This is a genomic window from Hyphomicrobium sp. (genome assembly GCF_041674905.1).
Classification (GTDB): Bacteria; Pseudomonadota; Alphaproteobacteria; order Rhizobiales; family Hyphomicrobiaceae; genus Hyphomicrobium_B.
On the sequence record NZ_JBAYUV010000020.1, the window covers coordinates 1 to 12,068 of the forward strand.

The following is a 12,068-nucleotide window of genomic DNA, read 5'->3' on the forward strand; positions in this document are numbered from 1 at the left end:
ACGACGAACGCCATCTTCCCCGTCATGCCCGCGATGCCGCCGATCGAGAACAGCACCAGCGCCGGCACCCCGCTCGCAACCCAAAACGCTCCGCGCCAATCTATCGAGCGAACAAGTTCTTTTGGAACGTGCCCTCCGTGAATGCTTGCTGCTTCAACCGTCATTATTTCCCTCCCAGGAAAAGTGTTCTGCCGCTTTTGCGATGCAGTTTTTTATGATTTCAACCAAAAATGCCAAAATATAACCAAAAACGACATTTCCTGATTGATGGGTGCGATATTTTCACATCTTGCAAAGGAAGCAAGTTAAAATTCGTTTCCAGAGTGGAAAAATTTGGCCTTGCTCAGCTTTTTAGCAGAGGCAGGAAATACTGTGCATTTGCGAAATAAACAGCCTATTTATTGAATTATAATCATTTTGGAAAGCACTGGTGATGATTGGTGATATTTGGTTTGATTATGTTGGATTTCTATGCCAATTAGATGATCAGTCGTCAGCAAACATATGCCGTAGGGGAGCCGAACGTTGTGAATGGGATAAATCGGCCCGACGCTTGGCTGCCCTGTACCCTGGCCGGCGTAAGAGCAATCGAGGATGCGCGCTTCGATGAAGCCGCCTTATTTTGGCGCGACAGCTGCGCATTCGCCGATCATCTTCCGGACGATGATCCGAGGCGGGCAGCCGCACTCAATAACCTCGGACTGATCGAGTTCATTGCCGGTCATCGCGACCAGGCCATGAGCGCTTTGAGCACGGCACGAGATCACTGGCAAAAAGTGGAGACGTGGGTGCGGCAGGTGGACATCCCGTCTTCGGCAAGCAGTTCGATGTTTCATTTCCTGCTCGCAGCCAATCATCCTGACGTGCTGACACGCCTGCGCCGGGAAAAGTATCTGACGATCTGTGCCGGCGCCGCGGCCATAACGGAGGCGATCTACGATCAGGCGCGTGGACACAACGCGGAGCCCGATCGCCTGCAAAAGCACGCCGAAGCCATTCAGGCCGCGTTCGGCGAAGACGCCGCCGAAGCCCACACGCGCGTCGCGCTTGCAGCGCGTCCTTCGCCAGAAAAACCGCCAGAAAAACGCGCGCGCATCGTGAAAAGCGCGGAAGAGCAATGGCGATCGGTGTCGAAAAATACGGTGGTCGAAATGCGCCCCCTCATCGATGCTGCATATCTGACGATCGCATTGAAACCGGAATATCTCGACCGCGCACACGCGCCTCTGGACTAGCAGCCGCAAAAAACAAAGACATACGGGAGCAGAAATGGCTGGCGCAATATCAAAAGCTATCCCGCCTTGGGAGCAGGAGGGCGTCGATCCTCCGTTCGCGAAGGAAAAGGTGAAACTGGCCGCCCGGCGCGTTTTCGAACGCATCGTCTCAGGTGAGTATTCATTTGGCTCTCGCCTCGCAGCCGAGCGCAATTTCGCCGATGAATTCGGCTTGACGCGATCCACCGTCAGGCAAGCCCTGGAATTTCTTGAAGCCTATGGCGTCGTCGTGCGGCGGGCCAACAGCGGCACGTATGTCATCTATAAGCCTGCGCCGCTCCCGCAAAGCGCACCCGTCCCCGCTCCACCATCTCTCGACGTCCTCGACATCAAACCCATTGTGGAATCGGCTTCACCCTTCGAGATGGGCGTCGTCTGTTCGCTATTGGAACCGGAAATCGTCCGGCTCGGCGCATTGTATATGTCCGTGCGCGATTTGAACGAGCTCCGCATCCTGCTTGAAGACATCGAAACGGTCGTCGCGGACGCCGCGAAATTCGCGCATTTGGAAAAGCAATTCCTGATGAAGATTGCGGAAGGTACCCACAATCGCCTCTTGATCACGATGTACCGGATTGTAGGCGAAGTCCGCTGCCAGCCTCATTGGCTTGCGACGCGCATTCAATCGTTATCCCCGAAGCGCATCAGCGACAGCCGCCAACGCCTTCGCTCGCTTTTCGAGGCCTTGGAGAACAGGGATATCGAAGCCGCGATGGAATTCATGAATCTCATCATCGCCAGCAATCAGCAGGATCTTCTCTATCAGCCATGAGTGAAGCTGAGTCTGCTTAAAGAATATATCGGCTTTCCGCGATTTTCTCTTCGCGCTGGTCCCACATCAGGCCCATCTTGCGCATGTGCCGGATGAGAACCTCTTTGTGTTGCGACCACCAGTCGAGAATGGAGCCGAACTCCACGATCCGCGCACGACCGTCCTGAATTCTGACCACTGGCCAATACCCGACGAGCGCATTGTCGATACCGAACAGTTCCCGGCCCCACCAGATCGCATCGCCGAAAACATTGCGGCTGCGCCCCCCGACCTTCATCATCGCCATGACGGTCCCGGGCTCGAAAGATCGGCATCGCTCGACGGCCGACTTCCAAATATCCAGCACCGACACATACTGCCAGGAGACGGCACTCCAAGTGCCCGGAAAGCGCGCGCAGAACTCTTCGTAAAAACCGTTCGGATTTTCAAAGCTGATCTGCTGATCATTCAGACGCGGATCGTCGAAATCCGGGAATTGAAAAACGAAGCCTTCCATGAATTCGGCAGATGTCTTTGCGATCAGCTCGACATAGTTATCGCAAGTGCACGACAGGATCGGCCCCCGGTATCCCTGCCGAAAAGCCTCGATCGTCAAGGCGTGCACGAACGGCTCATAAGCCGTGTCCCAGCATAAAAGGTCGGGCTTTTTGGAAAGCAGCTCTTGCACCAGCGGCTTGAACTCGGACGTTTCGATCGGAAACAGAATCTCGGCGACAACGTCGATGTCGGCAGCTTCGAACGCGGCGCGGTAAGTGGCAATGGACGGGATGCCGTGCGCGTCGTTTTGCGTGCACATGGCAACCGTCTTGATGCTCGGATGCGTCCGCTTCAGCCAATCGACCCCGGTCACGTTGTAAATAGGATGAACTTCACTCGGCGCGATCAGCGTTCGAGAATCCGGCGTAAGATCGCTCGGCAAGGCCGTGCTGACGAGAATTCGGCGCTGATTCAAAAAATCCCGCAGCGGTCGCGAAAAGTCATTACCGCCGACCATGATCAGGAACTTGACCTCGTCCTCCATGACGAGCTTGCGGGCTCCTTCGAACGCGCGGTCGGGTTGGAACTGGGTATCATACGGAATAACGTTGATCAGATAGCGATGATCGCCGATCTGCAATCCGCCGCTCGCGTTGATCCGCTCCTGCCAGATCAGGCAGCCATTAAACCCCGGCTCCGCCCAAGACTTCAATGGCCCGGAAAGCGGCGCAAGAAAGCCGACATTGACCTTTTTCTTCGTCACGAATTTACGGCGCGGCATCGCCACGGAAAGCGCCGAAATAAGCGGAAAATGCGACTTGGCCATTTAGAACGGGTCTTCCGGACGTAGGAACCGCGGCGAGCCTCGATCCTGACCGAGGCAATCGAAGTTGGTGCGAATTCTAGCTGATTACAAGACGCATGATTACACAATGGTCAAACCGTGGACCGCCGGCGATGACGATCCGCCGTCCCCGCCGCCTGCGAAAAGACCGGACGAGAGGCGCGGAAAGCACGCGAGCCATCAAGACTGCGCGCGAGTTATCGTCGCGCTCAAGCCTTGCCAAGGCGGAACGGGCTCGGTGGTCATAAAGATGCGCCGCGGCCGGGTGAAAACGACCGGCCCATCATCTCGGCTGGCATACGTGTGCACGCGCGGAATCTTGTTCATCGGCGTTTGTACAACCTAAAACGCAATCTGGCGGACTCGATCGGGAAAGCTTAGGCTCCCCGGCGCCACGAGGAGAGATCGAATGCCGAACTTTGGCTTGCCGCGCCGAGACGCGGTCGCCTTGAGCGATACCCGCTCGGTGAACTGGAAGCGCGGCCTGTTCCGCGTCTGGATGCTGCTGTCAGCCGGCTGGATCATGGGCTGGACCATCTACCTGATGCTCGAAGGCGCGCATGGAAGCCTGAACAGTCGCGGCGATCTGATCGAAGTTCCGATTCTTCTGTTCGCACCACCGATCGCGCTTTGGCTCTTCGGCCTCGCGGCGGCATGGGCGATCCGCGGCTTCGACACCGATCAATAGAGCGCCGCGAGCCGGCTCGGTCCTGAGGACGTGCACGGCGGACTACGATCCATAATAACCGTGATGCCTGCCAGACGACGGTGGCGGACTATTTCGCGTCTTCTGTCGCAGCCTCGGGCGAAAACTCCGCTGCCTTTCCAGCGCGGCCGTTCTCCGCATCAGCGTCCGGCATGGCCGCCTTCTTCGCAACGATGTTCGGCCATTGGTCCGCGTGTTTGCGATTGAGATCGAGCCAATGCGCCGTCGCCTGCGGCTCGGCGTCGGAGAAGATTGCTTCCGCCGGACACTCTGGAACGCAGACCCCGCAATCGATGCATTCGTCAGGGTGAATGACCAGCATGTTCTCGCCCTCGTAGAAGCAATCGACGGGGCACACCTCAACGCAGTCGGTGTATTTGCACTTGATGCAATTCTCTGTGACGACGTAGGTCATGATCTCGGATAAATCACTCCAATCTGTTGCTCGTCGAGCGATGCAATTCTGAACCCTTGGCATCGACGAACGGAGCGAGCATATCGTCGCGCCGAACCCTTTTTACAGGACGCGTGGCGCCGCTGCTCAATTTGCTCGATCAGCGGCATTGCCGCGATCACTTCCGCGAAGTGCGGCTATCGTTCCATGTTGCGCAAGCGTCAAGCCAAAAGATATACCTAAAATATATCAAATAGCCGTGAAACAGCAAACTCATGCAATCCGGCTCGAGCCTGCCAAATGCATGCCGTCTCGCTACACCCCTCATTTTGTCACTCTGGAAGTCAGCAGGCACAGCAATTAATGTCCTTCAACGCGTTGAATCGCGCCAAATGGATCTACGAGGTTCAAGGATATCGTCATGAAGCCCGCAACAAGTTCGATCGCGACAGTCGTCGGCGCCGATGATCCGACGATCCAGACCCTGTTCGCTGAAACCGCCACGAAGTGGCGCGCCGACGGGTTGAACGTCGTCGGACTTATCGCCGAGACGCACGGACTGGAGGACCGCGTCTGCCGGGCCGGATATCTTCGCGATGTCGTTTCCGGCAAGATGTTCTCGATCTACGTCGGAACACCGAGAGCCGAAACGTCGTGCCACCTCGACGCGGACGGCGTCGATACCGCCTGCGGAGAGCTTCTGAAGCAGATCTCCGATAGCGATGTCGTGGTGCTCAGCAAGTTCGGAAAGCTCGAAGCCGAACGCGGCGGTTTGGCCCGCGCCTTCGACGCAGCCATCGCGGCGGGAAAGCCAATTATCACGACCGTCTCGGATCGCCATCGCGAGTCATGGAAAGGTTTTGCAGCCGAAGGCGCAGTTTATCTATCGCCGGATGAAACCGCGCTCGAGCAATGGCGTGCGACAATAAAAAAGACCGCGGCCGGACATTAGCTCTCGTTCGATCTCCAAGTTGGCGTCTAGTATTTTTTATAGCGACGCCTGTGCGCGCGATCGCGAGTTCGCTGTGATAGCCGTTTGCAGAACGCGCTGTTTGTTCCGCTCAAGCATCCATAACGCTCTAAAAGCTCGGCATCGCGGTCGCTCAGCGGACCGCCGGCGCGAGCATTGGCGCGCGCGTGTTCCAGCTCACCAGCTTCTCCCAGGCCAATGGCATTGGCCGATCCGGAGACAGCGAGCACGCACAAACCGGCCGCAATGAAAACACTTCGGATCATTGTTTCCTCCGGCACAAAAACCTCCGGTCTCATCAATAGACCCACTTCGCCGCGTCGCAAAACTGACATTGTAGCCAATAGAGCCGAATTCCGATGGCAAACGCGACCGCTACTCAGCAACGTCCGACAATCACGAAAAAATTCAAGCCGACGCGGACATAAAAAGCTGATCTGCCCTGGCGAAACTCGTGAGCATCGCCACATGTTGAGGTATCGGCACGATCACCGGTGCGCGGACGGCGGCTGGATTTCCGCCAAACGACCTAGGGATAAAGCGACCACCATGAAAGCCGACGGTTACAGTTCCGATGAGTTGAAGAGCTTCAATCGCGTTCTGCGGACGGCAATGGCCGAGATCAACGCGCGGCGCGCGGATTTTCCGATCGCCGACATGATTGCTCGGCTTTTCGAAGCCGCCGACAAAGGCGAACGCGACCCTGCCAAGCTGCAAGCGGCGGTTCTGGCGGTAGCTCAATCCCGCACTTCGGCCGCATCCAGACAAATGAAGGCGCGTGCTCGTCCGGCGATTTCAATTGCTCCGAAGCGGCGCAGCAATCGGCCTATGTTGTCGCTGTTTCCGCGTGCGCGGTTGTCGGACCAGAAAGTCTGACCCGACGCCGGCAAGAACGGCGGCAGCACAATGTGTGCACCGCAATTTATTTTATTGGTGCGCCTGCGCAGCCCTGCGAGCGACTTCTTCCTGCGAGACCTCGCCAGCTGCAATCAATGCGTTGAGGCAGCGCGGGGACAACCTTTCACCGGCTGCGCGCATGCACGCGCGAACCTCGGGGCTATCGGATGCGTGCTGGCTGCACAACGCGCGGTAATCGCTCGAGCACGCAAGCTTCACCCGTAAGCTGACCGCATTGGCCTGCGTCACGGACAGCGCTGTGGCCGCAACCGCCGCGATCGCGCAGCAAAACCAGAAACGGGACATCGCGTTACGCATCGCTCCTCGCATAATGCTCCTCGCGTTAATCGACTTATTAACATACTGACAATAAATGATTTAACGAACTCTAACAGGCTTCGGCGATTTAATTAAAGTACAAACTGTCGCGAGCGCGAAAAACCCCTGCTTTAACGAGATAATTTAGAATTGTTCGTCTTACCGAACCGTGCGGTCCAAATTAATGGACTGATCGAGACCGAGAGCTTCGTGCAGGCCCTTCACGCCGATAAAACTGGCGCCTTCCAAATTCGCATGTGAAAAATTCGCGCCTGACACATCCGCCCCAGCGAAGTCCGCGCGCGACAGATCAACGTCCGTGAAGTCGGCGCCCGTCAAATCGGCTCCGGTGAATTTTGCAAACCACATCACGGCACGCTGCATGTGAGCGTTATGCAAACGCGCTCCTGAAAAATCGCAGTACTTGAGAATGTTTCGGTACGTCGTCGCGAGCGTACCTTCGCCGGAACGCTGTTCAAGCGGAACGAAGTTTGCTTCCGTCAAATCCGCGCCTCGAAAGTCGGAACCCGACAGTTCCGCTTGCACGCGAACCCTCGAAAGGTTCGCGCCGGAAAATCGTGGAGCATCGGATGTTTTGTTCGAAAGGTCAGAATAGATCGTCGGCCTCAAAATCGTCGCGCCGGTGAGATTTGCTCCCGAAAGATTGGCGCGGATTAAGACGGATCGGTCAAGCCTCGTGTGAGAGAGGTCGACGCCCGACAAGTTCGCATCCGTAAAATCGGTGCCGTAGAAATCGGATCGCGCCAGGTTCGCGCCCTTGAAGTCCAGCTCGGTGAGATCGAGATAGACCAAAAACTTCCCTGAGAGGTCCGGCCGTTCGCCGGACTTGGCGGTGTGAAGCATGGCTGTGATCGTGCGAGCGCTGACCTCAGCATGCATCGGCACGGGGACGGCCGGCTGATCCGCCGACGCCGACCCGGCGATGGCAAGACTGGCCAACGATGCAATCACAATGGTCTGGCGCAAACGACAACGCATGCTGGCTACCTCACCCGCTCATGCCACTCATGCATGAATCGAGAGCAGAGACTATTCGTTTTGCCTAAAATGGGAATGCGTGGTCGGCCTTTAAGAGGCAGGCTTGCGGCATCCCGAAAAAAGGTCGAACGCGGGATCATAAACGCGTGTTTTAACGTCCATCAGTCCGAGAACGGACGGAAACAGATTGTCGTGGCTTACGCGCTGCGAAGAACGCTGAACGAGGCAAGCCAAGTCGACCCCCGTGCCCTCCCGCATCGAGGACGATAGCCAAACCACCATCGGCACATGGATCTGCGCCTCCGGTGCGAGCGCGTAGGGCATCCCGTGAAGATACATATTATGCTCGCCAAGGCTCTCGCCGTGATCGGAAACATACAGCATTCCGGCGTCCACGCCGTGGCTGTCCGCAGCCGACAGAACTCCGATCAACCGTGCCAAGACGTGATCCGTGTAGAGGATCGTATTGTCGTAAGCATTGATGATATTTGCCGTTTCGCAGTCGCTGAACTGAACGACCTTGCACGCAGGCTTGAAGACTTCAAACGTCTCCGGATAACGCTTCCAGTAAGCCGGCCCATGACTGCCCATCATGTGCAGCACGATGACCGTGTCGCGTTGCATGTTTGCGATGCGCCGGTCGAGCCCATCCACGAGCACATCGTCAAAATTCTCCGTGCTCGGAAAGAACGTCGGAGCCACGTGCCCGGTCAGCGTTTCGGTCGGCACGCGATCGCAAACGCCTTTGCAACCCGCTTGGTTATCCCGCCAGACCACGTCGACGCCCGCGCGCTTCAGAATATCGAGAAGATTTTCGCGCGATGCCGCCTTCGTATTCGTGAAACCCGCCTTGCCAAGACCTGAGAACATGCATGGCACTGACTGCGCAGTATCGGTCCCGCAGGAATAGGCCTGCGAATAGTTGATGAGATCCGGAATATTCGAAAGCTCCGGATTGGTGGCCTTCCCATAGCCGTTGAGGGAAAAATGATCCCAGCGCGCCGTTTCTCCCACCACAATGACGAATAGAGATTTTCGCGCCGGTGACTTCGCATTCGCGACGCGATGTGCATCCTCGCCATAAGGCGCAAGGACTTTGGCCTGCAAAACGTTTCGTTTTTTCCAATAACTGGAGGTCGCCGCGATGTAATTGAAGGGCGCCAGCGTCAGCTTCAAATCACGCTGCTCGCGAAAGATCGACAGAAAGCTGCCCCACACCGGAAATATCGCCAGCACGAAGATGACCGCCGCAACCGCCGCATAGCGCGCCTTCGCCAGCGCTTCGGCCTTGAACGTCTGCGCGGCCCACGGAATAGCTGCGAACAAAACAGCAGGCAGAACTCCGAGAACTCCGACCCAGGCCACGAGCTTCCACGACACGAGATCATGAACCTCGCGCATGTCCGTCTCGAATATGTTCTGCACCATGTCGGCATCGATGACGACGCCGTATTCGGTCATGAAGTAGCTCGCGGCGGCTGTCAGCGGCAACACGATCAAAACGATCGCGCGAAGCACCGGCTTGTACGAAATGGCAAGCAGGATGAGATAAAGCGCGAGAACGGCCGCCACCAGCGTCGCGGCGACGAAATGCCAATCGCTGAAATTATGCGGCGCGGCGGCAATCAGCAGTTTCCGCCAGAACGCGTAATTGAGCACCACCGCGATATAGACCGCGAGCAGAAGGATCAGGATTTCCGGACGGCGAGGCTTGAACATAGGTGATCCTGGACGCTCTGAATTGCGAGGTTGACGGATGAAATAATCGGGAAGAAATCTCGAGCAGCATCAACGTCACGGCAACAGCCACGTCAAGCGGCGGCGCGCCGATCTGATGCGCCGATGAGCCTTTCCAGCGTCAACTCGGTCGATCGGTCTAGCCTGCCATCAACGCGGAGCGGCCGGAAATGCGCCTGAAAAGCCGTGAGAACGTGGCTCGTGAGTTCGTCAAGCACGCCCGTCGGCTCGATGCGATAACCATATAGCGCGAGCAGCTCTTGCGCGGCCGCCACCCGGCTTCCGCACGCGCCAGCATCGAGCCCCGGATCATCGCCGTGTACTGACGAAGGCCGTACCCAGAGCCCCAGGCCCCGGCGCGCGAGAAGCGCCCAGTTGAACTTCTCCCCCGGATCGATCTTGCGACCCGGCGCAATATCGGAATGCGCAAGAACGGCATCCGCCGACATCCGATGACGTTGCGCAATGTCCTTGCCAAGTGCGATCACCGCATGCATCTGCGCGGCCGGAAAATCCGGATAGCCGTGCTGATGGCCCGGATTCTGGATCTCGATTCCGATCGAATGCGAATTGATGTCGGTCTCACCGCGCCAGAACGAAGCCCCCGCATGCCAGGCGCGCAGGCTTTCCGGAACCAGCTGAGTGATCCGGCCTTCTTCATCGATGACGTAGTGACAAGAGACGTTGCTTTCCGCGCGCGCCAACCAGTCGATGGCCTTTGCCGCCGACGACATGCCCGTGTAATGTAAAATGAGCAGCGACGGCCGAACGCCGCCACGCCGCGGTTCGTGGTTTTCCGCAACGTGGACTGCGGCGACCAGATCGCTATCGGCTGTGAACGTCACGGACTGGGTTCCAATGCCCGTTCGACACGCAACCCGCGCTCGGTAAGGATTTCTTCGTAGGCCGCCGTGATCGCGGCAAGCCTACGCTCGGCGCCGGCGAGAAATTCCGGCGGCACGCCCTTCGCGACCAGCGCGTCCGGATGATGACTTTTGACGAGGTCGCGATAGCGCGCCTTGATGTCCTTGTCCGAAGCCCCGGGCGAAACGTTCAGAACTTCATAGGGGCTGTCCGCGTCGACGACAAACCCGCGTCGAACACAGCGATACTCTCGCTGTGAAAGCCCGAGGATTTCCGAGACGTGCGCGAGATAGCGATCCTCATCCGGATGCAGCACGCCGTCGGCGCTCGCGACATGAAACAGACATTCGAGCACCGAAACCTTGAGATCCGGCTGATCGTCGAGCAGACGCGCGACCTGCGCCGCATAAGTCTCATAGCCGGCGACGTCCTGGCTCGCGAGTTGATACAGGCGGCGCACGTGCGCGCGCTCGGAATCGGGCACGGAAAACTGACGTTCGAAGGCTTGCGCCTCAATCGGCAACGAGACGCCGTCGGCCTTGCTCATCTTGGCCGCGAGTGCGACGACCGCAATCGTGAACGCGACACGCGATTGCGCGGGCGAGCGCACGCCATCGATCCCGAGCGAGCCCTTGAAGGCTTCGAGCGCCGAGCGCAGGCCGCCGCCGTAGGTTGCTGCCACCGCATTTTTCAGAAATTGCCAAGCCATCGTCCGGCCACCCGTCGTGAGCCCTCAAGGCGGCCTTTCGGCCACGGATCGGGAGCATAAGGGACGTCGAAACAGACTTCCCCTAAAATTCCTGCAACAAAGGCGGAAAGCCGGAAATATCAGATATGCGGGATCGGCAGGACGTGGAGCCTTCGCGCCGCGCAGTCCGCCAGAGCTAAGACCCCGCGCGCCGCGAGTTCAGGAAGTCCTGAAAGTCGGAGGCGTCCGCAGCTTGACGCAACTTGGCGAGAAACGCCCGGAATTCCCGCGCTTCGTCGTCGAGCTTGTTTAACGTCGCGCGCCGGTAATCGTCGAAGGCGGAGTGGTCCGGATCGCGCCGTCGCGGCGGACCGTCAAACTGGCGGTTTTGATAGCGCCAGTAAGCGCGCCGCGCTCCGAAACCCAGCGCCCGGGCCACTGCACCGAGGAGACCGCTGCCGAACAGGACCGCCCCTGCGAATGCCGCGATCGCAACGAAGAACAGCATCCTGAGCACAATCGCGCCCACGAAAAACAGGATCATGGCCATCACGAAAAATGGCACCACGAAAAGCAATGGGAAGAAAAACAGCGGCATCGATCGTCTCCCACACGCCAACAAATCAATTGCCAACGAATGAGGCGACCCGAACGGCCGCCTCACGCATCATATTGCTCAGACCGCGCCTTCGCTGGCAGCCGGACGATCGCGACGATCGCTCATGAACTGATCGAACTCAGACTTGTCCTTGGCCTGCCGCAGGCGCTCAAGGAATGAGCGGAACTCACGCTCTTCTTCCTCGAGACGTGTCAACGTCGCCTCGCGATAGTCGTCGAACGCTTTATTGCCGCTCGAATACGCGCCGCGTGCGAAATTCCGCATTTCGCCTTCGACGCGGTCTTTCGCGCGTCCGAACCGTTCCGCGAACCGGTTGTCCCATCGTCCGCGACCGCCGTGCCATCCACAGTTCATGCGTCCACTCCAAAGCATATAGGCCAAGATGGTGAGCCCAATCGGCCAGAAAAGAACGAACCCCAGGATCATCGCGACGAGCCACGCCGGCCTGCCGAAATCGTCCAGGGTTTGAACCACTTGCGTCATTCGCCACCCTCTCCTCGTTTAGGGAT

General features: G+C 58.0%; 14 protein-coding genes. 5 read left to right on the plus strand and 9 right to left on the minus strand.

The features are described 5' to 3' along the window. Positions 1 to 527: 527 nt before the first annotated feature. Positions 528 to 1,235 (plus strand): hypothetical protein, encoded by a 708-nt coding sequence (locus tag WC026_RS09770; protein ID WP_372710725.1) that lies wholly within the window; start codon positions 528 to 530, stop codon positions 1,233 to 1,235. A 34-nt stretch (positions 1,236 to 1,269) separates the two neighbouring features. Next, positions 1,270 to 2,046: a FadR/GntR family transcriptional regulator gene (locus WC026_RS09775; protein ID WP_372710726.1), complete on the plus strand. Its 777-nt coding sequence runs from the start codon at positions 1,270 to 1,272 to the stop codon at positions 2,044 to 2,046. Positions 2,047 to 2,062: 16 nt separating this feature from the next. On the opposite strand, the gene WC026_RS09780 is transcribed toward WC026_RS09775, so the two are convergent. Beyond that, on the minus strand, positions 2,063 to 3,349 hold the full coding sequence (locus WC026_RS09780; RefSeq protein ID WP_372710727.1) for an ABC transporter substrate-binding protein: 1,287 nt from the start codon (positions 3,347 to 3,349) through the stop codon (positions 2,063 to 2,065). A gap of 427 nt (positions 3,350 to 3,776) precedes the next feature. Between WC026_RS09780 and WC026_RS09785 the strand changes: the two genes are divergently transcribed. Next, positions 3,777 to 4,055 (plus strand): hypothetical protein, encoded by a 279-nt coding sequence (locus WC026_RS09785; protein WP_372710728.1) that lies wholly within the window; start codon positions 3,777 to 3,779, stop codon positions 4,053 to 4,055. Between the two features lie 88 nt (positions 4,056 to 4,143). On the opposite strand, the gene fdxA is transcribed toward WC026_RS09785, so the two are convergent. Further along, positions 4,144 to 4,488 (minus strand): ferredoxin FdxA, encoded by a 345-nt coding sequence (gene fdxA / locus WC026_RS09790; RefSeq protein ID WP_013214122.1) that lies wholly within the window; start codon positions 4,486 to 4,488, stop codon positions 4,144 to 4,146. Positions 4,489 to 4,888: 400 nt separating this feature from the next. Between fdxA and WC026_RS09795 the strand changes: the two genes are divergently transcribed. Further along, on the plus strand, positions 4,889 to 5,419 hold the full coding sequence (locus tag WC026_RS09795) for a DUF2478 domain-containing protein (protein ID WP_372710730.1): 531 nt from the start codon (positions 4,889 to 4,891) through the stop codon (positions 5,417 to 5,419). Positions 5,420 to 5,445: 26 nt separating this feature from the next. On the opposite strand, the gene WC026_RS09800 is transcribed toward WC026_RS09795, so the two are convergent. Next, entirely contained in the window at positions 5,446 to 5,736 is a 291-nt protein-coding gene (locus WC026_RS09800) for a hypothetical protein (protein WP_372710731.1), read from the minus strand. 250 nt (positions 5,737 to 5,986) lie between these two features. Between WC026_RS09800 and WC026_RS09805 the strand changes: the two genes are divergently transcribed. Next, positions 5,987 to 6,313: a hypothetical protein gene (locus WC026_RS09805; RefSeq protein ID WP_372710732.1), complete on the plus strand. Its 327-nt coding sequence runs from the start codon at positions 5,987 to 5,989 to the stop codon at positions 6,311 to 6,313. A 498-nt stretch (positions 6,314 to 6,811) separates the two neighbouring features. On the opposite strand, the gene WC026_RS09810 is transcribed toward WC026_RS09805, so the two are convergent. The 6 genes from WC026_RS09810 to WC026_RS09835 all read right to left on the minus strand — a co-directional run bounded on the left by WC026_RS09810 (position 6,812) and on the right by WC026_RS09835 (position 12,042). Next, entirely contained in the window at positions 6,812 to 7,651 is an 840-nt protein-coding gene (locus WC026_RS09810; protein WP_372710733.1) for a pentapeptide repeat-containing protein, read from the minus strand. A 90-nt stretch (positions 7,652 to 7,741) separates the two neighbouring features. Then, positions 7,742 to 9,370: a phosphoethanolamine transferase gene (locus WC026_RS09815; RefSeq protein ID WP_372710734.1), complete on the minus strand. Its 1,629-nt coding sequence runs from the start codon at positions 9,368 to 9,370 to the stop codon at positions 7,742 to 7,744. A gap of 92 nt (positions 9,371 to 9,462) precedes the next feature. Next, the gene (locus WC026_RS09820) at positions 9,463 to 10,233 is read right to left on the minus strand and encodes an N-acetylmuramoyl-L-alanine amidase (RefSeq protein ID WP_372710735.1); all 771 of its coding nucleotides are present in this window, start codon (positions 10,231 to 10,233) and stop codon (positions 9,463 to 9,465) included. Continuing rightward, on the minus strand, positions 10,230 to 10,961 hold the full coding sequence (locus tag WC026_RS09825; RefSeq protein WP_372710736.1) for a TerB family tellurite resistance protein: 732 nt from the start codon (positions 10,959 to 10,961) through the stop codon (positions 10,230 to 10,232). The genes WC026_RS09820 and WC026_RS09825 overlap by 4 nt, the downstream gene beginning before the upstream one ends. Before the next feature lie 175 nt (positions 10,962 to 11,136). Further along, complete coding sequence (locus WC026_RS09830) at positions 11,137 to 11,538, minus strand: DUF2852 domain-containing protein (protein ID WP_372710737.1); 402 nt, start codon at positions 11,536 to 11,538, stop codon at positions 11,137 to 11,139. A gap of 78 nt (positions 11,539 to 11,616) precedes the next feature. After that, entirely contained in the window at positions 11,617 to 12,042 is a 426-nt protein-coding gene (locus WC026_RS09835) for a DUF2852 domain-containing protein (protein WP_372710738.1), read from the minus strand. Positions 12,043 to 12,068: the final 26 nt, after the last annotated feature.